The organism is Peribacillus sp. CSMR9, assembly GCF_033141925.1.
Lineage (GTDB): Bacteria > Bacillota > Bacilli > Bacillales > DSM-1321 > Peribacillus > Peribacillus simplex_A.
Genome location: NZ_JAOPHO010000003.1, coordinates 38,115 through 65,108, shown reverse-complemented (window position 1 = coordinate 65,108; position 26,994 = coordinate 38,115). Strand labels below are relative to the sequence as shown.

22 protein-coding genes and 3 pseudogenes are annotated in these 26,994 nt (G+C 40.7%); 22 read left to right on the top strand and 3 right to left on the bottom strand.

What is annotated here, in order from left to right:
• The first annotated feature begins 31 nt into the window (after positions 1–31).
• From N9I19_RS03445 to N9I19_RS03425, 5 genes are all read left to right on the top strand, one after another.
• Positions 32–2,884, top strand: a complete 2,853-nt coding sequence (locus N9I19_RS03445; protein WP_317776981.1) for a 2-oxoglutarate dehydrogenase E1 component — start codon at positions 32–34, stop codon at positions 2,882–2,884.
• A 1-nt stretch (position 2,885) separates the two neighbouring features.
• Positions 2,886–4,163, top strand: coding sequence for a 2-oxoglutarate dehydrogenase complex dihydrolipoyllysine-residue succinyltransferase (odhB, locus tag N9I19_RS03440; protein ID WP_317776980.1), 1,278 nt, complete (start codon positions 2,886–2,888; stop codon positions 4,161–4,163).
• 237 nt (positions 4,164–4,400) lie between these two features.
• On the top strand, positions 4,401–5,153 hold the full coding sequence (locus tag N9I19_RS03435; RefSeq protein WP_061463549.1) for a DeoR/GlpR family DNA-binding transcription regulator: 753 nt from the start codon (positions 4,401–4,403) through the stop codon (positions 5,151–5,153).
• A complete protein-coding gene (gene pfkB, locus N9I19_RS03430) occupies positions 5,153–6,073 on the top strand; it encodes a 1-phosphofructokinase (RefSeq protein WP_284470481.1) in 921 nt (306 codons plus the stop codon). Before N9I19_RS03435 ends, pfkB begins: the two co-directional genes overlap by 1 nt.
• A 4-nt stretch (positions 6,074–6,077) precedes the next feature.
• Positions 6,078–7,970: a PTS fructose transporter subunit IIABC gene (locus tag N9I19_RS03425; protein ID WP_317776979.1), complete on the top strand. Its 1,893-nt coding sequence runs from the start codon at positions 6,078–6,080 to the stop codon at positions 7,968–7,970.
• Between the two features lie 44 nt (positions 7,971–8,014).
• Here N9I19_RS03425 and N9I19_RS03420 read toward each other — a convergent pair whose 3' ends face one another.
• Complete coding sequence (locus N9I19_RS03420) at positions 8,015–8,383, bottom strand: VOC family protein (protein WP_284470483.1); 369 nt, start codon at positions 8,381–8,383, stop codon at positions 8,015–8,017.
• A 186-nt stretch (positions 8,384–8,569) separates the two neighbouring features.
• Between N9I19_RS03420 and N9I19_RS03415 the strand changes: the two genes are divergently transcribed.
• The 3 genes from N9I19_RS03415 to N9I19_RS03405 all read left to right on the top strand — a co-directional run bounded on the left by N9I19_RS03415 (position 8,570) and on the right by N9I19_RS03405 (position 10,299).
• A complete protein-coding gene (locus N9I19_RS03415) occupies positions 8,570–8,974 on the top strand; it encodes a secondary thiamine-phosphate synthase enzyme YjbQ (RefSeq protein ID WP_089364853.1) in 405 nt (134 codons plus the stop codon).
• A 39-nt stretch (positions 8,975–9,013) separates the two neighbouring features.
• Positions 9,014–9,589, top strand: coding sequence for a GNAT family N-acetyltransferase (locus N9I19_RS03410; protein WP_317776978.1), 576 nt, complete (start codon positions 9,014–9,016; stop codon positions 9,587–9,589).
• A 110-nt stretch (positions 9,590–9,699) separates the two neighbouring features.
• Positions 9,700–10,299 carry a cell wall hydrolase gene (locus N9I19_RS03405; protein WP_317776977.1) on the top strand — a complete coding sequence of 200 codons (600 nt, stop codon included), beginning with the start codon at positions 9,700–9,702 and terminating at the stop codon, positions 10,297–10,299.
• 64 nt (positions 10,300–10,363) lie between these two features.
• Here N9I19_RS03405 and N9I19_RS03400 read toward each other — a convergent pair whose 3' ends face one another.
• A complete protein-coding gene (locus N9I19_RS03400) occupies positions 10,364–10,951 on the bottom strand; it encodes a DUF2087 domain-containing protein (RefSeq protein ID WP_089364850.1) in 588 nt (195 codons plus the stop codon).
• A 157-nt stretch (positions 10,952–11,108) separates the two neighbouring features.
• On the opposite strand from N9I19_RS03400, the gene trhA reads away from it, so the two are divergent.
• Together trhA and N9I19_RS03390 are read left to right on the top strand one after the other, a co-directional pair.
• Positions 11,109–11,753 carry a PAQR family membrane homeostasis protein TrhA gene (gene trhA / locus N9I19_RS03395; RefSeq protein ID WP_061463542.1) on the top strand — a complete coding sequence of 215 codons (645 nt, stop codon included), beginning with the start codon at positions 11,109–11,111 and terminating at the stop codon, positions 11,751–11,753.
• Between the two features lie 120 nt (positions 11,754–11,873).
• The gene (locus N9I19_RS03390; protein ID WP_317776976.1) at positions 11,874–12,359 is read left to right on the top strand and encodes a YusW family protein; all 486 of its coding nucleotides are present in this window, start codon (positions 11,874–11,876) and stop codon (positions 12,357–12,359) included.
• Positions 12,360–12,657: 298 nt separating this feature from the next.
• On the opposite strand, the gene N9I19_RS03385 is transcribed toward N9I19_RS03390, so the two are convergent.
• Positions 12,658–13,230, bottom strand: coding sequence for a biotin transporter BioY (locus tag N9I19_RS03385; RefSeq protein ID WP_061463539.1), 573 nt, complete (start codon positions 13,228–13,230; stop codon positions 12,658–12,660).
• Positions 13,231–13,531: 301 nt separating this feature from the next.
• Between N9I19_RS03385 and N9I19_RS03380 the strand changes: the two genes are divergently transcribed.
• The 12 genes and pseudogenes from N9I19_RS03380 (at position 13,532) to N9I19_RS03325 (ending at position 26,947) form a co-directional block, all read left to right on the top strand.
• Positions 13,532–14,053 carry an NfeD family membrane protein gene (locus tag N9I19_RS03380; protein ID WP_317776975.1) on the top strand — a complete coding sequence of 174 codons (522 nt, stop codon included), beginning with the start codon at positions 13,532–13,534 and terminating at the stop codon, positions 14,051–14,053.
• A 17-nt stretch (positions 14,054–14,070) separates the two neighbouring features.
• The gene (gene floT, locus N9I19_RS03375) at positions 14,071–15,603 is read left to right on the top strand and encodes a flotillin lipid rafts scaffold protein FloT (protein ID WP_317776974.1); all 1,533 of its coding nucleotides are present in this window, start codon (positions 14,071–14,073) and stop codon (positions 15,601–15,603) included.
• A 511-nt stretch (positions 15,604–16,114) separates the two neighbouring features.
• Positions 16,115–16,297: a YolD-like family protein gene (locus N9I19_RS03370; RefSeq protein ID WP_034307388.1), complete on the top strand. Its 183-nt coding sequence runs from the start codon at positions 16,115–16,117 to the stop codon at positions 16,295–16,297.
• A gap of 574 nt (positions 16,298–16,871) precedes the next feature.
• Positions 16,872–17,501: an NAD(P)H-binding protein gene (locus N9I19_RS03365; protein WP_284470522.1), complete on the top strand. Its 630-nt coding sequence runs from the start codon at positions 16,872–16,874 to the stop codon at positions 17,499–17,501.
• Between the two features lie 47 nt (positions 17,502–17,548).
• Entirely contained in the window at positions 17,549–19,165 is a 1,617-nt protein-coding gene (locus tag N9I19_RS03360) for an FMN-binding glutamate synthase family protein (protein WP_089365034.1), read from the top strand.
• A 40-nt stretch (positions 19,166–19,205) separates the two neighbouring features.
• Positions 19,206–19,730, top strand: a pseudogene (locus N9I19_RS03355) (EamA family transporter); the annotation flags it as partial.
• A gap of 422 nt (positions 19,731–20,152) precedes the next feature.
• Positions 20,153–20,325 (top strand): annotated as a pseudogene (locus N9I19_RS03350) (alpha/beta fold hydrolase); the annotation flags it as partial.
• 23 nt (positions 20,326–20,348) lie between these two features.
• Positions 20,349–20,837, top strand: a pseudogene (locus tag N9I19_RS03345) (iron chelate uptake ABC transporter family permease subunit); the annotation flags it as partial.
• 254 nt (positions 20,838–21,091) lie between these two features.
• Complete coding sequence (locus tag N9I19_RS03340) at positions 21,092–22,921, top strand: cache domain-containing sensor histidine kinase (protein WP_317776973.1); 1,830 nt, start codon at positions 21,092–21,094, stop codon at positions 22,919–22,921.
• A complete protein-coding gene (locus N9I19_RS03335) occupies positions 22,899–24,065 on the top strand; it encodes a response regulator transcription factor (protein WP_317776972.1) in 1,167 nt (388 codons plus the stop codon). The genes N9I19_RS03340 and N9I19_RS03335 overlap by 23 nt, the downstream gene beginning before the upstream one ends.
• Positions 24,065–25,339, top strand: coding sequence for an ABC transporter substrate-binding protein (locus tag N9I19_RS03330; protein WP_061463509.1), 1,275 nt, complete (start codon positions 24,065–24,067; stop codon positions 25,337–25,339). Before N9I19_RS03335 ends, N9I19_RS03330 begins: the two co-directional genes overlap by 1 nt.
• A gap of 144 nt (positions 25,340–25,483) precedes the next feature.
• Positions 25,484–26,947 carry a glycoside hydrolase family 68 protein gene (locus N9I19_RS03325; protein ID WP_317776971.1) on the top strand — a complete coding sequence of 488 codons (1,464 nt, stop codon included), beginning with the start codon at positions 25,484–25,486 and terminating at the stop codon, positions 26,945–26,947.
• The last annotated feature ends 47 nt before the right edge of the window (positions 26,948–26,994 follow it).

Below are 26,994 nucleotides of genomic sequence, written 5' to 3'. Positions count from 1 at the left end.
AAATTATGAGAAAAATTTGGGGGTTTACAAAATGACCATCAAGGACGCTAAGGCATACGACCCATGGAAAACTTTTTCAGGTCCAAACCTTGGGTATGTCATGGAGCAATACGATCTATTTCAAGCCAACCCGGAAGAAGTAGATCCGGAACTGAAAAACTTTTTTGAAGTATCAGGTCCTCCTTCATTCGATGTATCGGCTGAAACAACAATCGGAAGTGCACCAACTGTACAAACTGGAGAAGTTCTTCCAATGAAGAAAATAATGTCTGCAGTTACGTTAGCAGAAAACATCCGTGCATACGGACATCTTGCAGCAAATATTTATCCTTTAAAAGAAGAAGCTCTAGATACGGAACAAATTCACTTTGAAAAATATGGATTGACCGCAGATGATTTAAGGAAAATACCGGCTGACTTAATTTGTCCAGAATCACCTGAAAACGTGAAAGACGGATACGAAGCCGTTCAATACCTAAAACAACTTTATACAAAAACGATAGCCTTTGAATTTCACCATGTTAATGACTTGGACGAAAAGCAATGGCTTACTGATATGGTCGAATCCGGAAAAATGTTCCCGGAAGTGGCTAAAGAGAAAAAAGAACTATTACTTAAGCGATTGAATGAAGTTGAAGGTTTCGAGAAATTCCTTCACCGCACATATGTGGGGCAAAAACGTTTCTCCATTGAAGGACTAGACGCCCTAGTGCCGATTTTAGATGAAATGATTTCACAAACTGTTCAAAATGGAACAGGGAATGTGAATATTGCCATGGCTCACCGGGGACGTTTGAATGTGCTTGCACACGTACTAGGAAAGCCATATGAGGTCATTTTCTCTGAATTCCAACATTCACCTAATAAAGATTTGGTTCCTTCCGAAGGTTCAACAGGCATTAACAACGGATGGACTGGTGATGTTAAATACCATTTAGGTCTGGATAAACAGATTACTAATGCTAACATACAAAAAGCAAGGGTTACACTTGCCAATAACCCAAGTCACTTGGAAGTAGTCGGTCCAATCGTGGAAGGGTATTCTCGTGCGGCACAAGAAGACCGTTCAGAAAAAGGATTCCCTGTCCAAGACATTTCCAAATCACTTGCAATCCTGATTCATGGTGATGCAGCATTCCCAGGTGAAGGTATTGTTCCTGAAACGTTTAACTTAAGCCGTTTACGCGGTTATCAAGTTGGCGGCGCTATCCATATCATCGCCAATAACATGATTGGTTTCACAACGGAAAGTGAAGATTCACGTTCAACTCTATATGCCAGTGATTTGGCAAAAGGCTTTGAAGTGCCGATCGTACATGTGAATGCAGATGATCCAGAGGCATGTATGGCTGCGGTGAACCTTGCGAACCTATATCGCGAAAAATACAATAAGGATTTCTTGATCGACCTGATCGGTTACAGACGTTTCGGCCATAACGAAATGGATGAGCCATTGGTGACTCAACCTGAAATGTATGCATTAATTCATAAGCACCAAACTGTCAAAGAGCTTTATGGGAAGAAACTCATTCAATCTGGTGAGTTCACTGAAGCTGAAGTTAAAGCAATTGCTGAGCAAGTGGATACAAGGCTTGCGGATGCATATGCGAAAATTTCCGGAAATAAACCGGAAGCTTCTAAAGAATGTAATCCTCCTGGGATTATTGAAAAAGGACTTCCAGCCATTGAAACGGCTGTTCCGAAACAAGAACTGGTTTCAATTAACGAAGAACTTGTTAAGTGGCCGGAAGGATTCACTCCTAATAAAAAATTAGGTAAGATTTTATCACGTCGCTTGGATTCCTTTGGTGCTGACGGTAAAATTGATTGGGCTCATGCCGAGACACTGGCATTTGCATCCATATTGAGTGACGGTACTCCAATCCGTTTGACAGGACAAGACTCAGAGCGTGGAACATTCGCTCAACGTAATATCATGTTACATGACAGTGTTAATGGAAAAACGTATTCACCACTTCACACACTTGAAACTGCTAAAGCTTCTTTCGCTGTTCATAACAGCCCGCTTACTGAAACGGCAGTTCTAGCTTATGAATATGGTTATAATGTATTTGCTCCAGAGACACTAGTATTATGGGAAGGCCAATTCGGTGACTTCGCAAATACAGCACAAGTGATCTTTGACCAATTCATTGCGGCTGGCCGTGCAAAATGGGGTCAAAAATCAGGTCTTGTCATGCTGCTTCCACATGGTTATGAAGGACAAGGGCCAGAGCACTCAAGTGCACGCCTAGAACGTTTCCTTCAATTAGCGGCTGAAAACAACTGGACAGTTGCTAACTTAAGTTCGGCAGCTCAATACTTCCATATCCTTAGAAGACAAGCTAAGATTTTGGATCAAGAGCAAGTTCGTCCGCTTGTCATCATGACACCGAAGAGTATGCTTCGTAATCAGGTGATGGCTTCTACAGCTGAAGAATTCAGTGAAGGCTCTTTTGAATCATTCGTTGAAACTAAAGCTTTAGGCAAAAAACCTAAATCGGTTGAACGCATTGTTTTTGCATCAGGTAAATTGGCGGTTGAACTTCGTGAAAAAGCGGCAACTGAACAAAAAACGGACTGGTTGCAAATCATCAGTATCGAAGAAATTTATCCATTCCCGTTCACTGGCGTTCAAGAAGCTTTGAAAAAATATACAAATCTTAAAGAGATCTTCTGGGCTCAAGAAGAACCTAAGAACATGGGGGCTTGGACATTTGTTGAACCTCGCCTTAATGCAGCGGCTCCTGGAAATCTTTCAGTGACATATATAGGAAGGAAGCGCAGATCAAGCCCGGCTGAGGGAGATCCGCTTGTCCATAAAAATGAACAACAACGGATTATGACTCAAGCAATTACACGCAATAATGAGGGGGAGAAATAAAATGGCTGAAGTAAAAGTACCTGAATTAGCAGAATCAATTTCTGAAGGATCTATTGCGCAATGGTTAAAACAACCCGGTGATCATGTTGAAAAAGGCGAATATGTCCTTGAACTTGAAACGGATAAAGTAAACGTGGAAATCATTTCAGATTATACGGGTACTCTTTCGGAACAATTAGCAGAAGAAGGCGATACTGTCCAAGTTGGACAGGCTATCGCTATCGTTGATGAAAATGGGTCAGCTGCAGCAGCTCCAAAAGCGGAAGCTCCTAAGGCTGAAGTAGCCAAAGCAGAACCAGCTAAAGCGGAACAAGCTGCTCCTGTTAAAGAGGTTCCTAAAGCTGAAACGAAAGAAGCATCATCCAATCAACAAGTCATTGCTTCACCAGCTGCAAGGAAATTGGCTCGTGAAAAAGGAATTGACTTGACTCAAGTGCCTGTAGTCGATCCACTAGGTCGTGTACGTGTACAAGATGTAGAAGCAGCAAATAATGCACCTGTGACACCTGCTGCATCTTCTGCAGCTCCAACACAAGCTCCTGCAGCTAAACAAGCAGCAGCTCCTGTTGAAGTGAATGATGATCGCATTGAAGTGGTTAAGATGACTCGCCGTCGTCAAACCATTGCCAAACGTCTAGTTCAAGTACAATCCGAAGCAGCCATGCTTACTACTTTTAACGAAGTCGATCTTTCTGCAGTCATGGAATTGCGTAGCCGCCATAAAGATTCTTTCGTGAAAACAAATGATGTTAAACTTGGTTTCATGTCATTCTTCACTAAAGCGGTCATTGGCGCATTGAAAAAATATCCGTTATTGAATGCAGAAATCAAAGGCGACCATATCCTGAAAAAGAACTTTTATGATATCGGTGTAGCCGTATCCACTGATGAAGGTCTTGTCGTTCCGGTGGTAAGGGATGCTGACCGCAAAAGCTTTGCTGAAATCGAAAAGAACATTTCTGATTTGGCTGTTAAAGCGCGTAACAACAAACTGGGACTTTCAGATTTATCTGGTGGTACTTTTACCATCACAAACGGAGGGACTTTCGGTTCCCTATTATCTACACCAATCTTGAATGCCCCTCAAGTTGGGATTTTGGGCATGCATACAATTAAGACGCGTCCAATCGCTGTTGGAGATCAAATCGAAAACAGACCAATGATGTACCTTGCATTATCTTACGATCATCGTATCGTTGATGGAAAAGAAGCGGTTGGTTTCTTAGTAGCTATCAAAGATATGCTAGAAGATCCAGAACAACTTTTACTTCAAGGCTAATAAATCATAAAAACCCCCCCATGTCATAATGACATGGGGGATTTTTTTGTGAATGAGTTTAACTGAAAGGCATATTTTCATTGAAAAAAAGATAATGGGGGTCATGCAAAGGTTTTGTCTCTGTTGTGAATGTTTTTGGAAGTATTTTTGAATGTATTTGAATATTTTTAAACGTTTGTGATTGATTATTCCTTTGTTTTCATATATGATGATGATATTAAAGTGAGGTGGGATTGATTGTTGACAACAGAAAGGCACCAGTTCATCTTATCGATCCTTAAAGAACAGGGAACGATTAAGCTTCAGGAGCTTGTAGATCAGTTACATGCTTCGGAGTCGACCATTCGGAGAGATTTAGTGCAACTCGAAGAAATGAAGCTCTTGAAACGCGTGCATGGCGGGGCCTCTTTACTTCAAAGAAAAGGCCTTGAACCAACGACTATAGAAAAGCAAAACAAAGCAATAGCTGAAAAACAACTGATTGCAAAGCTTGCGTCTTCATTCATAGAGAAAAATGATTGTATATATCTTGATGCAGGCACAACCACTGCAGAAATGATTCCTTACTTAAAGGATAAGAATATAACGGTCATGACAAATGGTCTTATGCATATTCCAAAACTTATTGAATTGGAAATCAAAACAGTCTTAGTGGGCGGAACGATTAAATTCTCGACAAATGCGGTTATAGGAAGTAATGCTGTACAATTTTTGAATGAATACCGTTTCGATAAATGTTTCTTGGGAATGAACGGCATCCATCAAGAATTGGGTTTCACAACACCAGATCCGGAAGAAGCTCTACTGAAGAAGATGGCATTACGACTCTCTAACGAAACCTACGTGCTTGCTGACAGTACAAAATTGAATGAAGCTACTTTCGCTAAGGTGGCAGATGTAAGCGATGCCATAATCCTTACTGACAGCAATGATGAAGAGGCTGTTGCTCAGCTCCATAAAAATCCAAAGGTAAAGGTAGTGACCATTTAATGATTTATACAGTGACACTTAACCCATCCATCGATTATCTGGTCGAGGTGGAGAGTTTTAAAATGGGCAAGGTGAATCGAACTAGTTATGATGCCAAATTCCCTGGAGGGAAAGGGATTAATGTTTCCCGGATGCTTAAAAGGCTTGGAAATAGTACGACAGCTTTAGGTTTCATAGGTGGACAAACAGGTGAATTTGTAAAAAGGTTTTTAAGACAGGAAGAGATTTTCACGGATTTTACAGAGATAACAGGAGATACAAGAATAAACATTAAATTGAAAACAGGGCTGGAGACTGAAATCAATAGCCAAGGGCCAGTTATTTCAAAAGGGGATTATCAACAATTATTTAGTCAGATTGAACAGTTGAAAAATAATGATATTCTCATTTTGTCAGGGAGCATCCCTCCAAGCGTCCCTTCGGATGTATACGAAGCCATGGCAAAGTCTTGTTCTGATAATGGCATTAAGGTGGTGGTGGATACGAGTGGGAGGGAATTACTGAGTGTCCTTCCGTATCGGCCATTTTTGATAAAGCCTAATCACCATGAATTGGGTGAACTTTTTTCTACTGAAATTAGAACGGTTGATGATGCTATCGAATACGGTTCTAAATTGGTTCAATCAGGAGCACAAAACGTTATCGTTTCAATGGCAGGACAGGGTGCTGTGCTTTGCTCCGGTGGTGAGTCATATTCCGCTAATGTGCCAAAAGGAAAAGTCCTCAACTCAGTGGGTGCCGGTGATTCGATGGTGGCCGGTTTCATCGGGACATATGAAAAGACAGAGGATATTTTATCTGCTTTCCGATTCAGTCTTGCAGCAGGAAGTGCTACAGCCTTTTCATCAGATCTTGGTACATTGGATAAAATCGAAGAGTTATTACCGCAAATTGATATCAATCAACTAACAGGAGGCTGACTTTATGAAAATTACAGACTTGTTGAAATTGGATACAATCATAATCAATCTACAAAGTGCTACAAAGCAAGCTGTCATTGATGAACTGTCAGGGAAGTTAGCCGAGGCTGACAGGTTAAACGATGTGGAGGCTTTCAAAGCCGCTATCTTAAAACGTGAACAACAAAGCACAACAGGGATTGGTGAAGGGATAGCGATACCACATGCTAAAACAAATGCTGTAAGGACACCTGCCATCTGTTTCGGAAAATCGGTTAATGGAGTGGATTATGAATCGCTTGACGGTCAGCCAGCTCATCTGTTCTTTATGATTGCAGCAAGTGAAGGAGCGAATGCGGATCACTTGGAAACCCTTTCCCGGCTTTCTTCATTACTGATGGATGAAAAATTCAGAGACCGATTGATCTCGTCTTCTTCTGGTGAAGAAGTGTTAGAGATAATCAATCAAAAAGAAATGGAAGCGGATGAAGAAGAAAGAGAAGAGCAGCAATCAAGTGATGCTCCCAGCGGTAACAACAAAGGGAAAATCCTTGCCGTTACAGCTTGTCCAACAGGAATTGCCCATACTTATATGGCTGCTGATGCATTAAAGGCCAAAGCGAAGGAAATGGGAATCGATTTCAAAGTGGAAACAAATGGATCGACAGGAATCAAAAATGGTTTAACCGCTGCAGAAATTGATGAGGCGGATGCGATTATCGTTGCAGCGGATAAGCAGGTGGAAATGGATCGTTTTAATGGAAAGCACGTTATTATTGTCCCTGTTGCCCATGGGATCCGGAAGACTGAGGAGCTGTTAACCAGAGCCATGAATCAGGATGCACCTGTTTACAAAGGAACTGGAAATGATAAAAGTGATGAAGGTGATTCAGCAAAAGGAGGATTGGGGATTTACAAGCACTTAATGAATGGGGTAAGTAATATGCTTCCATTTGTCGTCGGTGGCGGAATCTTGGTTGCGCTTTCTTTCTTTTTTGGGATCCAGGCAGCCGATCCGGCAAATCCTGATTATAATCCCATTGCCAAAGCATTAAGTGATATTGGCGGGGGAACTAGTGGTGCATTCTTCTTACTTGTCCCAGTCCTTGCTGGATTCATTGCTTCAAGTATAGCCGACCGTCCTGGTTTTGCTCCCGGTATGGTAGGGGGATTATTGGCAGCACAGGCTCATGCCGGTTTTCTTGGCGGACTAATCGCCGGTTTCCTTGCAGGTTATGTCGTCTTATTTTTACGAAAGCTGTTTTCTAGGTTACCGCATACACTAGAAGGCATTAAACCGGTTTTACTCTATCCTGTATTCGGCATGTTAATTACAGGCTTAATCATGATATTTGTTATAAATGGGCCAGTAACCGCAGTTAACACAGGCTTAACCAACTGGCTACAAGGTTTATCAGGTACGAATGCTATTTTGCTTGGATTGATTCTAGGAGGTATGATGGCTGTAGATATGGGTGGACCCCTGAATAAAGCAGCTTTCACTTTCGGACTTGCAGCTATTGAAGCTCATAGTTTCGGGCCTCATGCTGCCGTCATGGCAGGTGGAATGGTACCTCCTCTCGGGATTGCCTTTGCAACTACATTCTTTAAAAGCAAATTCAGTGAAACGGAAAGGAAATCTGGATTCACAAATTATTTCATGGGTGCTTCATTCATTACAGAAGGGGCCATTCCTTTTGCGGCGGCGGATCCATTGCGCGTTATCGTCAGCAGTGTAGTAGGGGCAGCGACAGCAGGAGCCCTGTCAATGGCTTTTGGTGTAACTCTGCCAGCACCACATGGAGGAATTTTTGTCATCCCCCTTGTCAACCATCCTTTTCTCTATTTGCTGGCCATTTTAATAGGGTCCCTCATTACCGCTTTAATGTTGGGATTCTGGAAAAAGAAACAACAATAATAAATAATGAAGAAAGCGGGTCCAATTTTATGGACCCGCTTTTATTATATCCATTCCAAAATTTCAATCCGATTGCCGAAGGGATCGGATATATAGATGCGGTTCGCCCCAGGTAACCTTTTGTCTTCTGTAAAAGAAACACGATTAGTTATTAAATGTTGTTTAAAGTCTCTAAGATTTTCTACTTCAAGCGCTGGATGGGCTTTTCTCGCGGGAATGAACTGATCTTCCGTTCCAACATGAATTTTGATCGATCCTGATTCGAACCATACTCCGCCACTTGACTTTAAGGATGCAGGCTTATCCACTTCCCGAAACATTAGAATCTCATTGAAAAACTTCCTTGATTGGTCCTCGGTATTTTTGGGAGATGCTAATTGGAAATGATCGATTGCTTTAAAAATGAAACCCATTTTTTTCTACCCCCTCTTGGCTACTTATATATCGAATATTAAAATAAAAAAATCAATAAAAATAGCTTATTTTTTAAATCGTCATCGATCGGTTTTGCTTATCGTTGGTTCTTGATTCGTTTATTAAAGCATAAATGTCATGTTTATGGGTAAAGGAGTTTTAAAAGGACAAAGGAGTGGACGTACATGCTGAAGAAAAACACCTTAAAAACAACTAAAAGGGATGATATGATTGATGTTACGGCAGAAGTGCAAGCATTCATCAATGAAAACGGGATACAACAGGGGTTAGCTCTTATATATTGTCCGCATACGACAGCAGGGATCACAATTAATGAAAATGCAGATCCCGATGTCAAAAAGGATATGCTAAGAAGATTGGATGAGCAATACCCATGGAATCATACATTGGATTTACATAAGGAAGGAAACACGGCTGCCCATTTGAAATCAAGTACGGTTGGTTCCTCACAACAGGTGATCATCCATAAGGGAAGTTTAATTCTTGGTACATGGCAAGGGATATATTTTTGTGAATTCGATGGTCCCAGAGATAGGCAATATTTTATTAAATTATGTGTCGACCGCTAAAACTGGAGGTAGATACTGGAATAAGTGGGGGGAAGAGGATTGGACGATGTTTGGATTAAAGGAAGAAAAGTAATATTGAGGAACGTTAAACAAGCCGACTTAAAACGTTTATGGAGCCTGAAATATGGAGAAGTCAATCCAGAATGGAAAAAGTGGGATGCACCTTACTATCCTCTTGAACTCATGGATTACCATACGTATATCGATAAAGAAACGAAACACAGAACCATTGATGGGAAAATGGGGGCTTACTCCGAGCTATTAATGGAAAAAGACGATCAAATAATAGGTTCTGTTGTATATTACTGGGAACATGAACCCTCACGTTGGCTGGAAATAGGGATTACGATTTTTGAGCCAAAGTATTGGAATGGCGGGTATGGAACAGAAGCGTTAATGATGTTCATAGACTATTTATTCGAAAACTTGGAGATTGAACGGGTTGGACTGACGACATGGTCAGGTAATGAACGTATGATGGCTGTTGGGGAAAAGGTAGGCATGCAAATAGAGGGAAGAATGAGAAAATGCCGTTATTATGATGGTTATTATTATGATTCAATCAGAATGGGTATACTACGTGAGGAATGGAGTGGGAATCTTCAAAATTTCTAAGTTAATTGACCCGTGAAAAATTTTCCTTGATTTCCTTGGGAAAAATTTAGCACTGTTTTCTCCCATATGGTCTGTTATCCTAGGAAGATGCTTAACGAGGAGGTTACAAGATGAAATTATCAGTATTAATAACCGTGATAATGACTCTAAGTGTCATCGTACTTGGGATAGCTATTCCTAAGGGAACGACCAGTATAGCTTCTGATGGAGCAACCAAACATGTCATTAAACAAGGTGAATCGATATGGGATATTGCAAAGCGGTATGGTGTCCCAATCAAAAAGTTAAAAGAAGTCAATAATAATGTAAATAATGTTGCAGAACCTGGTAAAACATTGATTATTCCACATGTAATGAATGAAAAAGATAAAGAATTATTAGCAAGGCTTGTGCATGCAGAAGCCAAAGGGGAGCCTTATAGAGGAAAGGTCGAGGTGGCAGGAGTAGTTTTGAATCGCCTTGATAGCAAAGAATTCCCTGATACGGTCCGGGAAGTGATCTATCAAAAAAACCAATTCTCGCCCGTTGCTGATGGCAGTATAAACAAAGCAGCCGGAAATGATGCCAAGAAGGCTGTCAATGAAGCATTGGCAATTCATGGCTACACAAATGATGCCTTGTATTTTTGGAATCCCAGTATTTCGGACAGCAAATGGATGAAACAATTAGAGGTAATCAAAATCATTGGTGGCCACCATTTTGCCATATAAACTACATTTCAAGAACCGGTCTCACCAACTAGGGAGGCCGGTTTTTCATGTTTAAAACTAACTCTTAAATGATTTCAGCCCACATCTCGCGGGGATTCAGTTCATAAATGCTGTTTTCCCGGTACATGATGCTTCCGATAATGAGTTCACGTCTTATCGTTGCGTAATCATCATGGAATGACTGGATGAATTCATTCAATTCTTTTTCTGGATATTTACGTCCCTTTTCCAAAAGGCCTGCAATATGATGAAGAACGATCATTTTCTTCTTTCTTTGTGCTGGTATGGTTTTTAGTCGACCATCTTGTGTAAAGAAGTTTTCAAGGATCTTTTTATGCTCTAAAATCAGCTTTTGTTTATCCAATTTACTGGAGTCCCCCTTATTTGAAATGATTTTAGGTAATGCTGAAGAATAATGCTCTAGGACATCTTCATTCAAAAAATAATATACCGTATTTTTTTCTCTCCGATCCTTCACTAAATTAATGTCCTTCAATTTCGTTAAATGGTGTGAAATGGTTGGGGCAGTCAATTTTAATATTCCCGCAAGAGCCTGTCCGTGTTTTGGACCGTTTGCCAGAATGGATATAATCCTAATCCTGGTCACATCACCAAGCGTTTTATGGAAAGCGACCAACTTTTCTAATTGCACTTTTATCCCCCTCACTAATTAGATTATTATCTAATTAGATGATAATCTAATTAGTAGTGTTAATCAAGCTATATTCACTTTTCTATATTGCTTGGAAAATATGATGTATAATTTAGGAGAATGTTGAAAATTTTTATCTAGATTAAGGAGCTGTAATATGGCTAATACACATGTTTATACAAAAAAAGAAGAAGTGGTCAATGCGATAACCCATGGTGTTGGTGTTTTGTTGAGTATCGTCGCTCTTGTGTTTTTAATAATATTCTCAGTCCAAAAAGGATCGCCTTGGCATGTAGTCATTTCAGTCATTTATGGCGCTTCCATGCTTCTTTTATATGTCTCATCCACATTAGTGCATAGTTTTCCAGAGGGGAAAACAAAGGATATATTCGAAATCTTTGATCATTCAGCCATATATATATTCATTGCAGGAACATACACGCCCATCATGGTCCTTGTGATTCAAGGCTCACTAGGCTGGACACTGCTTGGAATAATTTGGGGAGTTGCAATCATCGGCGTCGTCTTCAAAGCTTTCTATGTTAAAAGGTTCCTATTCCTTTCGACGCTTCTTTATATTGCGATGGGGTGGATGATCGTCATCGTTTGGGGACCTCTTACAGCAGCGATGCCCTCAGAAGGTATCCAGTTACTGATAGCAGGGGGCTTGCTTTATACGTTTGGAGCTATCTTTTATGTATGGCGCGGTTTTCCGTTTCATCACGCCGTTTGGCATGTTTTTGTGCTTGGGGGTTCTGCCACCCATTTTTTTGCAGTATTGTTTTATATCCTTCCTCTATGATCACTTCTAGTGATTCTTTACTTGATCGATCTTATGATACCTGAAAGATTCCTGTAGTTTTGAATGACCCCTTTTAGGTAATCAATAAGTATACAGATGATTAGGGAGGAATGACTAATAATGAGAAAATCAATCAAAATATTATCTGTTCCGTTTGCCGCTATGCTTGTTTTGGCCGGGTGTGGGGGAGAAAACGATGAAGTGAAAAATCCACCGGTTCAGGAGAATGAAAATCAAGCGGAAACAAATCCTGAAACAAGAGCGGATAATAATGAAAAGGTGCCTTTCACTTTCAAGGATTTTCAATTAGAAGTTGATTATGTAGGAACTGATAACGAATACGAAGCTGAATATGATACCATGGGAGCCCAAACAGAAGCTTCAATCGAAGATAAATCAAACAAACATGAAGTTCACGGTGATGAAGCAATGAAAGAATTAACACCGATTTTAGATAAATTGACATTCACCAAAGATTCAACAGATGAACAAGTCATTCAAGAAGTGACAAGTGTTTTTGATTTGAAGGATGCCTATGAAGAATTCGATTTAGAGGTCGTGTTCGATGATGGTACGAAAAAAGAATATAAAGTGAATAATAAATAACTAAATCCATTTATTATATTATCTTAAGTTATAAATGGTAGCATTTTCACGATTCTTCAATAGTTGTCAAATTGCGGTAACTATAGTAAAATGATTACGGTTAGCAAAGGGGATAACATACATTTGCTTTTCATATTCGGACTTATGGGGATAGGACCGTAATAAATACTTGTAAAAAAAGAGTCTTTTTCTAAGAGTCTTTTTTTGTGCAAGTGATTGAAAATGATGGCTGAAAAAGTAACAAGATGAAAGAGAGGGTACCGCAAGCGGCACCCTCTCTTTCATTTACCCATTTGCATCATTGGGAAAGTGGTGTATTTTTTTTTGGGAGCATATTAGCTGATGCTAACCTTGAACGGATCGTAATGCCAAGCCAAGATGCAAGGAATGCCTTTAAAATGCCTACGATTATAAATGGGGCAAAACCGCTGGCAAATGCAACTGTCCATGATAATGAGCTCATATATTTCAACCAAATCGTACCGATGATCAACGTTATGAACATCCCGATTATATTTGCAAGGAAAGCCATTGCAACTGAGAAACGTGTTTTTTCCAATATCAGCCCGGTAATATAAACTGTCGGGATATAGGATAATAAATAACCGCCAGTCGGACCGAATATCTTAGCTAGTCCTCCAGACATTTCAGCGAACACTGGTACTCCTGCAGCTCCTATGAACAAGTATAATAAAACGGAAGAGGTTCCATAACGTGAACCTAGTATAGTGGCTGCCAGCCCAACAGCTAGAGTCTGTCCTGTAATCGGTACTAACGGCAGTGGAATTGTAATTTGGGCAAGGATCCCTATAAGTGCTGCAAATAAGGCTGTAACCATCATCATTCTTAATTTCTCGTGACTTTCCCTCATCGTGCTTCCCCCTATTGTAAACCTGGTTATCAAACGAGTTAACATATAAAGAATTTTAATATGATAAGTAAACACTGTCAATGATATTATGAATTTTATTTTATAAGGGCATAGTTGTTGCCCAGGTTCGTAAAACCTGGAAAAAAATGAAACTTTCTGTAACGTCATTCGTATTAATGGTAAGTGAAGTAAATGAGGGGGGATCATTGCCATATGTCTTTCAAAAGGTAGTTAAAACGCTTATCCTAGGTCTTGATAGTAGTAAGCGGTAAAGAAAAATCAAATTAAAAGGATGAAAGAGATGGAGTTATTTGGAGTTCCATTAGAAACAGTTTATTTATATGGATTAATTATATTCGGGGGGCTAACATTCCTATTTATCTTGTTTAATGATATATTTTCTGGCCTGGAATTACCGGATATATTAAATCCAACCCTCATTTTTAGTTTTTTGACCGTATTTTTTTCGAGTGGGTTTTTGCTTGAATCGCTTACAGGACTTAATGGTGTGATGATTGCCGTGATTTCCCTGTTCATTTCATTTACAATCGTCACCCTATTGAATGTATTTGTGTTGATTCCCATCTCATCGGCGGAGGAAAGCTTAACGTTTCATGACAATGACCTGAGAGGCAGGGTTGGCAGGGTTCTGACATCAGTCCCGGTTGATGGGTTTGGGGAAGTCTTAATCGAAAGCATCAGCGGGAGCATTGCGAAGACTGCGGCCAGTTATAAGAATGAAGGAATTGTTTCGGATACAAAAGTCTTGATCATCGAAGTTAAAAATGGGGTTGTCTATGTCATGCCCCATGAGAATGAATAAGAGGTAGGAGGTCATTTATGTTTAGTTTAATTTGGATTGTTGTCGCCATTGTTGCATTTTTATTAATCGCACTTATTGCAGTGTTTGTTACGAAATACCGTACTGCTGGTCCTGATGAGGCCTTGATAGTGACTGGAAGTTACTTGGGCAGCAAGAATGTCCACATCGACGAATCAGGAAATAAAATTAAAATCGTCCGCGGTGGAGGTGCTTTCGTTTTGCCAGTGTTCCAGCAAGCGGAACCATTGAGCTTGTTGTCAAGCAAACTTGAGGTCTCGACTCCTGAAGTATATACAGAACAAGGTGTTCCTGTCATGGCAGATGGTGTATCGATCATCAAGATTGGCGGTTCAATCACCGATATCGCCACAGCAGCAGAGCAATTCCTTGGTAAATCGAAAGATGACCGTGAACAGGAAGCGCGGGAAGTATTGGAAGGACATCTTCGCTCAATCCTTGGTTCGATGACCGTCGAGGAAATTTATAAAAACCGTGAAAAGTTTTCCCAGGAAGTACAGAGGGTAGCCTCGCAGGATTTGGCTAAAATGGGACTCATCATCGTATCGTTCACGATTAAAGATGTTCGTGACAAAAATGGATATCTTGAATCGCTTGGAAAGCCAAGGATTGCTCAAGTGAAAAGGGATGCCGATATAGCTACCGCCGATGCCGAGAAAGAAACGCGCATCAAGCGAGCCGAAGCTTCGAAGGAAGCGCAGCGTGCCGAACTTGAAAGGGCAACAGAAATAGCCGAAGCCGAAAAAATCAACAAGCTAAAGGTTGCGGAATTCCGTCGTGAGCAGGATATTGCCAAGGCACGGGCTGACCAAGCTTACGATCTTGAAACTGCCAGATCTAAACAGGATGTAACCGAACAGGAAATGCAAATCAGGATTATCGAACGGCAGAAGCAGATTGAGCTGGAAGAAAAAGAAATCCTTCGCCGTGAAAAGCAATATGATTCAGAAGTGAAGAAAAAGGCGGATGCCGATCGTTATGCGGTAGAGCAGGCAGCTTCCGCAAACAAGATGAAACAGATTACAGAAGCGGATGCCGATAAGTATAAAATTGAAGCCATGGCCAAAGCGGAAGCGGAACGTGTTCGAATGGACGGTCTTGCTAAAGCGGACGCCCAAAGGGCACAAGGTACGACAGAAGCGGAAATCATCAGGTTAAAAGGGGTAGCAGAAGCAGAAGCCAAGCAGAAAATAGCTGAAGCTTTTGAACAGTTCGGGCAAGCCGCTGTAATGGACATGATTTTGAAAATGCTGCCTGAATATGCAAAACAAGTTGCTAGCCCGCTTAGTAATATAGACAAAATCACTGTAGTGGACACTGGCGGAAGCGGTGCAAAGGGCGGGGCTAATAAAGTGACAGGATATGCAACGGATTTAATGGCAACATTGCAAGAGTCATTAAAGGCATCTTCGGGAATTGATGTCAAAGACTTGCTTGAGAATTTCTCAGGAAAACGAAATTTACCATTCACCACCATCAGCCAGGAGAATGTCGAAGCGAGCATGAATATGGCATCAAGCAAGGAAGAGTAACGGTGAAGAATAAATCAAGAAAGGTAAGGGCACAAATATGCTCTTACCTTTTTTTGAATAGGAGAATATTTTATTTCCTATACTAAAGGGACAAAAAGAACGTTTAATTTTTATTATGATAAGGCTTCTTATGGAGCACCTATGGTTAGTGGAAAAGCGATTTTTTCACGCTTGTCAAAAGCCAGTTGCTGTTCTCGAAAAAATAATTGCAACTCATACATATCCACCTATGACTATACAAAAAAATTGAAATTTTATCCAACTCAGACGAGAATTTAATGCCGATTCACTTAAAATTCATTTTTTTTCATGGATTTTTACCATTTCCTAGCCTGCACTAATTTCCCTAAAATATTCCAATGTTCAAACTTTCACAAATGGTTCACAACAATAATGAAAACGCTTACGATTTTCATTGTATAATATACATATCCTAATTGATTTCATAGTATTGCACCACTTATCATACAATTTTAATAAATAATTGAATAGACAGAAGGGAGATAATCAGATGATCTTGAAATCGTTGAAAAAAAAGGGCATAACGACCATCATTTATTATAAAGAAGGAGTATTAAAAACATGCAAGGGTCAATTGCATAAACTTAACCTTAATGAACAAACTCTTTCCTTAAAAGATGAAAATCAAAAGATTTTCTCTATTCGTTTATCTCGTATTATGGAAATCTATTAATTTAATTGCTTTCATTTAACATATTAAAATTACAAAACATTTATTAATCCCGAATCTTTAGTATATTACTAGAGGTTCTTTTTTCATTTCCAGATTGATAAAAGTTTTTATACTTTATAGATGGCAGTATCCTTCGTGCGGAATTCCTCAATATGGCGTTCGTAAGAAAGTATGGGTGCGATTAACTATGGAATGTATGGAGTGATTACATAAAAAATTAATATTTTTAAGAGATAATTTTGGGTTTTGTTTCCCCAGGAAATAATCGTCTTTAATGTATAGCTTTATATAATTACCCAAATTAAACCCAATTCATTTTACAAGAGCAGAGTAGTTCGGTTTCGTTCTTATTTAATTCCAATCACTAATCTAGTTCCTACGGCTTCAGTAATAATGGATGTCAGATTATTAATTTTGAGATTACGTACGTTCAATAAAAGCCTAATTGCTTCCACTGAAGAAATTGGACTATCAAAGAATCGTTAAAATTAACGATACGGCGAAGACGCTTAATTGTTTCATTAAAATTTAAAGTGGTAAATAGATAGTATCAAACTAGCAGGGAGGTATTAAAATGAGAGTTCTGGTAATAGGAACAGAGGACATGACCGGAGAGCACGTTGTAAAACAGCTGGCAGACAGGCACCATAACCCAGTAGCACTGGTAGGGGCAGAAAATAAAGTTGAGGAAATGGTTAAACTTGGAGCACGAGATGTAGTTTCTTTGGAAAAAAGGGATTTTTCCAGTGCTTTTTCGGGCTGTGAAGCAGTGATCTACCTGAGTAGCGCCAGTCCCCGGACTGGGGAGGGCAAACCAATACTGGTTGACCATCAGTCAGTAATAGACTCAGTTGAGGCTGCTAAGAAACATGGGGTGAAGCGCTTTGTTCTGATGAACACCATGCGAGCAAAAGAAATGGAGAGCTTAGATTCTAGTACAAACGGTGTCAAGTACCACTCAGAAGAGCTATTAAGACAGGAAAAGCTTACATATACGGTCATACGGACAAGTATGCCTGTGGATAAGCCGGGAATAGGTAAAGTTGAAGCTGGACCATCAATTGTGCATGACAAAGGCGAGATACCAAAGGAGGATATTGCTTCTGTATTGGTCAAAGCGCTGGATACTAAAGAAGTATATAATAAAACGTTCCATGTAACTTCTGGAGAAATTCTGATTGATGATGCACTCCAAAGATTATAGATTACTCGAGTAACTTGCTCAAAAAATAAGAAGCAAAGGGTGATAAAATGTCCAAATTAAAACATTACCTTCCTACAGTTTTAAAAGGATCTGCCGTTTTAGGGACAGTTGCGGCCGCAGCGTACTTTTACCGAAAGGATGATACACAAAAACAACATTCAATCCTGAGGAATTTCCCCCTAATAGGCCGAATTAGATACATGACAGAGCAAATAGGACCTGAACTTAGGCAGTATTTATTTGAAAATAATAATGAAGGCACCCCTTTCTCAAGAAAGGAATTCGAGGATGTTGTAAAAGCAGGAAAATATAAGGAGCGTTTAATCGGATTTGGATCGGAACGTGACTTCAATGAGGCTGGATACTATATTCGAAATAGTATGTTTCCCAATCTCCGGGAAGAATTGAGAATAGATAATAGCCAAAAAATCAATACAAAGGTATATGAAGTAGATGAGGAAGGTCTATTGACCAGAAAGGAGAAGCGGGAAGATAGACAAATAGAACCGTACTTTTTACGAGACGAGGATGCTGTCATAATCGGAGGGGATACATGCCGGAATCCCTTTAAATTAAAGGGGCTCGTAGGACAATCTGCAATGAGCTACGGTGCACTCGGTGAGAATGCCATCACTGCACTGTCGAGAGGATTAGGTCTTGCAGGAGGAACATGGATGAATACTGGTGAAGGTGGTCTTTCCAAATATCATCTCTCCGGAAATCCCGACATCATAATGCAAATCGGTCCGGGATTGTTTGGAGTAAGGACAGCAGGTGGGGAGTTCTCATGGGAAGAATTCAAGAAGAAAAGTGAAATCGAGCAAGTAAAGGCATTTGAAATTAAGCTGGCACAAGGTGCCAAAATCAGAGGTGGGCATATTGAAGGGCAAAAGGTGACAGAAGAAATTGCCCAAATCCGCCTAGTGGAACCTGGCCAAACGATCAATAGCCCTAACCGGTTCTATGAATTCAAGAATTTTAATGAATTGTTCGAATTTGTGGAAAGAATGAGGGATGTAGGCGGAAAGCCTATCGGTATCAAAATTGTTGTGGGGGATCTTGATGCACTTGAGGAAATGACGAAAACCATGAGAGATACAGGTAAAGGGCCTGATTTTATCACGGTGGATGGCGGAGAAGGCGGAACTGGGGCAACCTATCAGGAGCTTGCAGATGCAGTCGGACTCCCAATTATGTCAGCCTTGCCACTTGTAGATGAGATGTTAAAAAAATATGGTGTACGTAACAGGGTCAAGCTGATTGCATCAGGCAAGCTGACTTCTCCAGATAAAGTGGCGGTCGCTTTAGCGATGGGGGCAGATTTAGTCAATATAGCCCGCGGTTTTATGATTAGCGTTGGCTGCATCATGGCTGAAATCTGCCATACAAACCATTGCCCTGCAGGAGTAGCCACAACTGATTCAAAGTTGCAGGATGGTCTGGTTATTGAGGAAAAACAATACCGAGTCGCCAATTACGTGATTTCCCTCCGCGAGGGGCTATTTAACCTTGCAGCTGCCGCAGGTATAGATACTCCGACCAAATTTGAACGAAAACACATCGTTCACAAGGATGAGTGGGGAAGAGTTTCCCCTGTCCGGGACATCACCCTAACTCCCGAAAAAGTGGAGAAGTTAAGAAATAAGGAAAAAGTGGAGAAATAGAAGGTTGTTTTAAAAAAAATGTTGAAGAAAAACGAAATTTGTAGCGATCATTGGTATGTTAATGATTGTAGGAAAAGGCGTGAGTGCATCCAGATCAGATGATAATATTGGAATTTCCTTTGCATTAATCGCAGCTGCATTTTATGCAGCGTTATTGCTTTTAAATAAATTTATTAAAAATATGGGAAAGTTAGAGCTGACCATCATTCAGCTTGGAACAACCACATTACTTCTAATGCCATATGTTTTCCTTACTGAAGGCTTTGGTATTTTTGAAGTATTAAGTTCTTCCATTCCTTTTATTTTAATTTTAGGGATCATCAATACAAGGATTGGATTTTGGTTATTTTTCCCTTGTATGGAAAAATAAAAAACGCAGAGTATAGCTATACTAAGTTATGTAGATCCGTTTGTAGCTATATTGATTTCTGCAATTATCTTGCTAGAACAAATGACAATCGTTCAAATGCTGGGTGGGATATTACTATTAGGCTCTACATTTGTTAGTGAAATTAGATCAGTCAACTTATCAAAACAATTAATGAAAACACCAGCTGAACGTTAGAAACAGTGGGAAGCATTCATTTCCCACTGTTTTATATTTTAGGCTCTTTTCGTAAAGATAGTTGTTTTTAAAACGAAACTATTTAAGGTTGATTGGAGCGGAAGTGCGAGACTCCTGCGGGAGCAGCGGGACAGGTGAGACCCCACAGGCGTTTACGCCGAGGAGGCTCACCGCCCGCCCCGCGGAAAGCGAGCATCTGGAGGGGAAATCAACCACAACTCACTACCTGGTAAATAGCAACAAAGTATGTGAAAACAGCCATATTTTAAAATGTTTTTAGATAAAGGGTCTAATTTTTATGGATATTTCAATATTATTTTCAAATCCTTCTTTCTTTTCCACTCATCAGTTTAATGCGATTTTCTAACAAATACTTGCTTATTCGCAGGATTTCATAATCTTTGTTTTAGGGATGATGATAGCTCGATTGTATAACGGCCTTTAGTAAAACAGATTTTAGAAAGGACTTGGAAAAGTTCAATATACCTACTCTTATTATTCACGGTGACTCTGATAAAGGGTGGGCCGCATGGATTAAACGCAACTCACCCCAAAAGAATTTAATGAAGCGTTGCTAACATTTCTAAAAGATTAATATAGAAGAAACTCGTCAAAAAAGGAGCCTTTGCCCAAAGTGACAAAGGCTTACTTTTATATTTATTTCCCATTTCCGGGCGGCCAGTCAAACTTGAATTAACCGGGGTGGGATTTTCTATGGCCCTCTCAGGTCTAATGATTGTCCTTATTTCATCTGCTGATCGCCAAAAGGTGGATTTTTATTGCAAATTGGCTGTCAGGGAACATATGGGGTGCAGACTGGCCTTTCATTTGGGCCATCTTTCCATGGGGGCTGCGCTTGCAGCAGCAGCTGTCCTTGTCACAGGAGGCATCGCCTTCGTCGGGCTCAGGGCTCCGCACTTTGCAAGAGCTCTGGTCGGATTTCGAAATCAGCTCTTCCTGCCGGTAGCGATTCTGATCCGCGCCTGGCTGCTGCTTCTGGTAGATACCATCGGAAGAAACATACTTGAACCTAAAGGTATACCTGCGGGGATTATGATCGCTTTAATAGGGGCTCCTTATATTATGTATTTGTTGATGAAGAAGTAGGAGAAAAAGCACAATTTTTGTAAAAGCTGAAGATGTCTTCAGCTTTTTTGTTTGCCTTATCTTCTTCAAATCTCTGGCGCAGATTGGAACATAATATAAGCCCGAACTGCGATATATAACGATACATGCACTTACACGAATCCTACTTAAGCATGATTGACTTGTTTTTTTGATTTGATATAGTTTTAGGATGCTAAAGTGAGAAGATAAGATCAGACTAAAAAAAGAGCCTTCTGCGAAAGGGGGTGCCTCCTGTGAAAAGTATACAAAGCCGTTTATTGATCATGCTGCTGATTTTCATCGTTCTGCCCTATTTCCTGTCCGTTTTTTTCATCTACACTTATACAAAAAACAGTGTGGAGCAGTATGAACTTGAAAACAGCCGGGAGCAGCTGCAGAAGAATGCGGATGAACTGGAGCAGTATTTTGACGACATGATTGATTTTCCATATATTCTGTACCGCAACCCTGATCTGTTTCGGATTTTTAATAATGGCTTCGAAGACTCCATTTATTTCAGCCCTATGACCATGAAAAAGAGTCTCGAAACCTTTTATCTAATGAGAAAAGAATTCCGGCAAATCCGTTTCTATATTGCTAAAAACAATGAGTCATTTACTGTCTATAATGCAATGATCAGCACACACAGGTATCAGCCGAATTTTCTTAACCAGGACCCGATCAAACAGCTGTATACATCTGACTCACAATATTTGATTGAGCCGCCCCACACTCTTGAGAATTACAATAATGCAGCCATTGTTCCAAAATCGGACAAAACGATGGTGATGACTTTTCACCACAAAATTATAGACGTTCTTTCTAAAAAGTTTCTTGGGATGATTACAATCGACATTGATTTGGGCGAGTACGCCCGCATTTGCAATAACCTTGTCCAGGGAGACGAATCTTCTGTTTTGCTTATTGATTCAAAAGATCGCGTCATGTATGCAAACGATCGTGCCCTGATTGGAAAACCTCTTCCTGCCGATGAAAAGCAACGTCTTGACGGGAATAGGAGCCGGCATGATGACGATATTATCTTATCAAAGGAGTTATCAGGGTCACTGAACGGCTGGAAATTGATTAAGGTCATGTCGAGTCAGGCTTTATTTGAAGATGTCAGGAAAACCGCCTATACCAATATCCTTGTCGGCATCGGCGTAGGAATACTGGGTTTGCTGATGATATGCATTATCTCAAATAGGATTACCCGTCCCATTACGAGGCTGAGCAGCAAAGTCCGCTCCATTGAAGGCGGAAATATGAATGTCCCCTTTGATGATACCAAAAGCGATGAAATTGGCCATTTGGAGTCACACATGAAGGACATGATGAACCGGATCAATTCCCACATTGACCGTGAATATAAGCTTGAAATTGAAAACAGGAAGAACCAGTTCAGGGCGTTAAAATCACAGGTTAATCCTCATTTTTTGTTTAACGCTTTACAATCCATCGGCGCTGTTGCCCTCAGGTCGAATGCACCAAAGGTCTATCAATTGCTGACTTCGCTGTCCAAAATGATGCGCTACTCAATGCAGGCAGATCAATGGGTACGGGTTAGGGATGAAGCTGAGTATACAAAAGCGTACCTCTCCCTTCAAACAGAGCGTTTTGGTGAAAATGTAAGTTACTCGGTCAATATCGATGAGTCCATTTTGGACATGACAATTCCAAGTATGGTTCTGCAGCCCCTAGCAGAGAATTACTTTAAACACACGTATGAGGAAGGTTACAGCAACGCTCATTTGTCCATTAATGGTGAAAAACAAGGAAACGATCTGTGCTTTACTGTAGAGAATGATGGTCCGGGTCTGACGGAACAAGAGCTTCAGACTCTACGGGAACATATCTATACACCCCCTTACGAAGGGACTTATTCGCATGAACATATAGGCCTGAAGAATATTCGTGACAGGCTGCTTCTAGGGTATGGACCAAGTGCAGAAATGAAAGTAGATTCGAATGACGGACAAGGGTTTTCCGTCAGCATGAGGATCCCGATTAAGACCCCCTTGGGGATGATAAAGACTTACTTCAGGAAAGGAGATGAACAAGGTGAAAGCACTGATTGTCGATGATGAATTCAATGTGCGGGACGTCATACGCCATTTAGGCCAGTGGGAAACTCACGGCATCACCAAGCTATTGGAAGCGAAAAATGGCCATGAGGCGAAATCACTGATTGAGAAAGAACGCCCTGAGATTATCTTTACAGACGTGAAAATGCCCGGTATGGGCGGAATCGAACTGATTGAGTGGCTGGATTCCATTTCCTATCCGGGGAAAGTTATTTTCATTACTGGATATAACGATTATTCCTATATGCGGAAAGCCATTCAGCACAGCAGCTTTGATTACCTGCTGAAGCCGATTGAGTATGAGGCGTTCAATCATACACTGGAAAAATCGGTACAAGCCTGGAAGGATGACTTTGAACATGCTGAAGTGCTGGAAGATGTGAAAAAACTGCGGAGAAACCAGTTAGCCACTGCGATATGCCTGGGGGACCGTTCAGATGCAATCAGCCTTGCCGAGTTTCTTCCTGAATCGGAGGGCTATAAGCTGACACTGCTCTCCTTTTACCAGATGCACAATCCGGATCTCTATATCCAAAAGCTTTCAGATGAACTTACGGACCGCAAATTAGGAAATGCGTTTTCCTTGCAGACGGATCTTAACCTCTGCCTTGTTATCACCATTCGCGATCAATGGCTCTCCGTTGAGGAATGGATCAGCCAGGAGTTCGATATCCCTGTAAGGCTTGTAACTGAAGAGCAGGTCGAAACTTTATCGGATATCAGGACCTCGTTTCAGGCTCTGCAGAAAAAGCTCGAGGAACAAAACTTCCGATCCATCCACCGTCTGGATGAAATAGATGCCGCTCGCCGCATGGAAGACATGGTTTCCTATGTTGACATGTATTATATGGAGGATTTGAGTCTGGAAAAGCTGTCGAATGTTTTCTTCTTAAGCCGCGAGCATATCTCAAGAAAGTATAAGCAAGAAACCGGAATGACCCTGTCTAAATACATCACGGAGCTTAGAATCAGCCAGGCAAAGTCGTGGCTGCAACAAAAAGACAAAAGCATTTACTCCATCTCGACCATGCTTGGCTATCAAGATGAAATCTACTTTTCAAAGCTATTTAAAAAGGTCGTCGGCATGACGCCTTTTGAGTTCAGGAATAAGAACGATCAACATGTATCTAAAGGGGTGACATGATGAAAAACAGGTTTTTATCCCTTTTGTTAATCGGGGCCGTCAGCCTGTCTCTTTCTGCATGTCAGGACGAAGCCCCACCAGAAAAAACGGAAAAGACAGAGCGGAAAATCACGCTGGATTTAAGGAATCCAAAAGTGGAAATCTCCACTCAATTTGAAGAAATGACGCGTGCTTATGAACGGGAAAATCCTCACGTCAATATCAGGGTACATACTGTTGGAGGCGCAATGGATGACCTCGCCGACCTAAAAGCCGAAATGGCGACCGGCACTGGTCCGGATATCTTTACAAACAGCGGCTATGAAAATGCCAAGCTATGGCGGAACTATCTGGAGGATCTCTCAGGGGAGCCCTGGATTAATCAAGCATACAAAGAAGCCCTGACGCCGGTCACATTGGACGGGAAAATTTACGGAATGCCGGTTAACCTTGAAGGGTATGGCTTTATCTATAATAAGGATCTATTTAAACAAGCAGGCATTACTGAACAGCCCGCCACTCTTTCTGAACTGACAGCAGCTGCCGAAAAGCTGCAGAATGCAGGCATTACTCCCTTTGCAACAGGCTACTATGAAGACTGGGAATTGGGCGACCATCTAATGAATGTTGCTTTTGCCCAGCAAAAGGATACTGATGCTTTTATAAGAAATTTAAATAACGGAACGGAAAAAATCAGTACCAATCAAACATTCAAGGATCTACTTGCCCTGCTGGATCTCACCATAAAGTACGGAAATGATAATCCACTGTCAACGGACTATACAATGGAAGTGAATCTGTTTACCTCCGAAAAAGCAGCCATCATTCAGCAAGGAAACTGGATTCAGCCGATGATCGATCAAGCTTCGCCTGACATGAACATTGGTTTTATGCCGATTCCGATTAATGACCGACCTTTAAAGGAGGCCCTTGTCGTCGGCGTTCCAAATTATTGGGCCGTAAATAAACAGTCCATTCCTGAAAAGAAAAAAGAAGCCAAGAAGTTTTTAAATTGGATGGTGATGTCAGAACAAGGAAAACGGTTCATGACGGAAGAATTCAAATTCATTCCTGCGTTTAAGAACATTAAAACTGATGATATAGGGCCGCTCGCAGAAGAAACTCTTCGAAATTACAAAGATGGGAACACCGTCCCATCTAACTGGTCTCACTTCCCTGTTGAAATTAGAGAGGAATTCGGAGCCGCGACTCAGCTCTATGTCGGGAAACAGCTGAACCGCCATCAGCTGCTCAATGAATATCAGAAGTCCTGGGAGAGGTTTTCGAAGGAATAGCCTCTTGCCGGGGCTTTTTTGCCTTCCGCAATTGCGATATCAATATACGACTAAATTCCAATCAATATGTGGCATACCTCTCTTTTCAGGAATCGCCTATAATTCTATTGTACTAGCAAACACATAAAACGAGGAGGAAGACTTATGAACTTTAGCAGGCTTGCCAAACAGGCAACAGCAGGAATACTCAGTACTGGCATTCTATTAAGCGGTACTGTTACCCAATCATTTGCAGCTTCAAAGGATCCGGCAGATTACAAAGAAACGTACGATACTTCACAAATCACTCGATCAGCTATGAAAGATATGATTAATCAGCACGGTGATACTAGATATGCCGTTCCTAGGTTTGACGAATCCACAATTAAAAACATCCCTTCTGCCAAAAAAGTAACGAAATCAGGCGAAACCATTGATTTAGATGTGTGGGATACATGGCCATTGCAAAACGCTGATGGAACTGTTGCAGAGTACAAAGGATATCATATCGTTTTTGGATTAGCAGGCGATCCTAAAAACGCGAGCGATACGTTCATCTACATATTCTACAAAAAAGTTGGCGACAACTCCCTTGATGCTTGGAAGAATGCTGGAAGAGTATTTGATGACAATGATAAAAACGTTCCAAATGATCCTTACCTAAAAGAGCAAGCCGAAGAGTGGTCAGGTTCTGCAACCTTCACTGAGGACGGGGAAGTTCGCTTATTCTATACAAATCGTGAACCGTATATACCTGAGTCAGGAAATTATGGGAAACAAACCTTGACAACCGCTCAAGTAAACCTTTCAGAGCCAGATTCTGAAACGTTAAAAGTGGATGGTGTTGAGGATTACAAATCCATCTATGAAGGCAAAGACAGCAAGTACTATCAAACTGTAGATAAATTTGTAGAGGACGGAAATTCCGCTGATAATCATACCTTCAGAGACCCTCACTATGTAGAAGACAACGGCCGCAAATACCTTGTATTTGAAGCAAATACGGGTACAGAATATGGCTACCAAGGCGAAGAATCGCTATACAATCGAGCTTATTATGGCAACAGCAATAATTTCTTCCAAGGTGAAAAAAACAAACTTATGCAAAGCCCTAAAAAAGAATTAGCTGAACTTGCAAACGGTGCAATTGGAATTATTGAAGTAAACGACGATTATACATTGAAAAAAGAAATGAAGCCATTGCTTGTTTCAAATACGGTCACAGATGAAATCGAACGTCCAAACATCTTTAAAAAGGACGGCAAGTGGTATTTATTCACAAGCTCAAGAGGATCAAAAATGACCATTGATGGAATCGATAATCAAGATATTTACATGTTAGGCTACACGTCAAATTCCTTGACTGGTCCATATAAACCATTAAATAAAACGGGCATCGTCCTGCATCAGGATCTAGATCCATATGACATCACTTGGAACTATGCACACTATGCGATCCCGCAGGCTGGCAGTGATAATGTTGTAGTGACTAGCTACATGACAAACAGAGGTTATTTTGAAGACAATAAATCTACCTTTGCCCCAAGCTTCCAGCTTAACATTAAAGGGGAAAAAACATCAGTAGTAAAAGACAGTATTCTTGAACAAGGCCAGATTACGGTTAAGTAATTACCAGTGAAAAGAAAAAGAAAATGTCAGGAAAACTTGGCATTTTC

Excerpts from the sequence above, each read along its gene's own strand:
- N9I19_RS03445 (WP_317776981.1), top strand. The coding sequence starts at position 32 with ATGACCATCAAGGACGCTAAGGCATACGACCCATGGAAAACTTTTTCA.
- odhB (WP_317776980.1), top strand. The coding sequence starts at position 2,886 with ATGGCTGAAGTAAAAGTACCTGAATTAGCAGAATCAATTTCTGAAGGA.
- pfkB (WP_284470481.1), top strand. The coding sequence starts at position 5,153 with ATGATTTATACAGTGACACTTAACCCATCCATCGATTATCTGGTCGAG.
- N9I19_RS03425 (WP_317776979.1), top strand. The coding sequence starts at position 6,078 with ATGAAAATTACAGACTTGTTGAAATTGGATACAATCATAATCAATCTA.
- N9I19_RS03420 (WP_284470483.1), bottom strand. The coding sequence starts at position 8,383 with ATGGGTTTCATTTTTAAAGCAATCGATCATTTCCAATTAGCATCTCCC.
- N9I19_RS03415 (WP_089364853.1), top strand. The coding sequence starts at position 8,570 with ATGCTGAAGAAAAACACCTTAAAAACAACTAAAAGGGATGATATGATT.
- N9I19_RS03405 (WP_317776977.1), top strand. The coding sequence starts at position 9,700 with ATGAAATTATCAGTATTAATAACCGTGATAATGACTCTAAGTGTCATC.
- trhA (WP_061463542.1), top strand. The coding sequence starts at position 11,109 with ATGGCTAATACACATGTTTATACAAAAAAAGAAGAAGTGGTCAATGCG.
- N9I19_RS03390 (WP_317776976.1), top strand. The coding sequence starts at position 11,874 with ATGAGAAAATCAATCAAAATATTATCTGTTCCGTTTGCCGCTATGCTT.
- N9I19_RS03385 (WP_061463539.1), bottom strand. The coding sequence starts at position 13,230 with ATGAGGGAAAGTCACGAGAAATTAAGAATGATGATGGTTACAGCCTTA.
- N9I19_RS03380 (WP_317776975.1), top strand. The coding sequence starts at position 13,532 with ATGGAGTTATTTGGAGTTCCATTAGAAACAGTTTATTTATATGGATTA.
- floT (WP_317776974.1), top strand. The coding sequence starts at position 14,071 with ATGTTTAGTTTAATTTGGATTGTTGTCGCCATTGTTGCATTTTTATTA.
- N9I19_RS03370 (WP_034307388.1), top strand. The coding sequence starts at position 16,115 with ATGATCTTGAAATCGTTGAAAAAAAAGGGCATAACGACCATCATTTAT.
- N9I19_RS03365 (WP_284470522.1), top strand. The coding sequence starts at position 16,872 with ATGAGAGTTCTGGTAATAGGAACAGAGGACATGACCGGAGAGCACGTT.
- N9I19_RS03360 (WP_089365034.1), top strand. The coding sequence starts at position 17,549 with ATGTCCAAATTAAAACATTACCTTCCTACAGTTTTAAAAGGATCTGCC.
- N9I19_RS03330 (WP_061463509.1), top strand. The coding sequence starts at position 24,065 with ATGAAAAACAGGTTTTTATCCCTTTTGTTAATCGGGGCCGTCAGCCTG.
- N9I19_RS03325 (WP_317776971.1), top strand. The coding sequence starts at position 25,484 with ATGAACTTTAGCAGGCTTGCCAAACAGGCAACAGCAGGAATACTCAGT.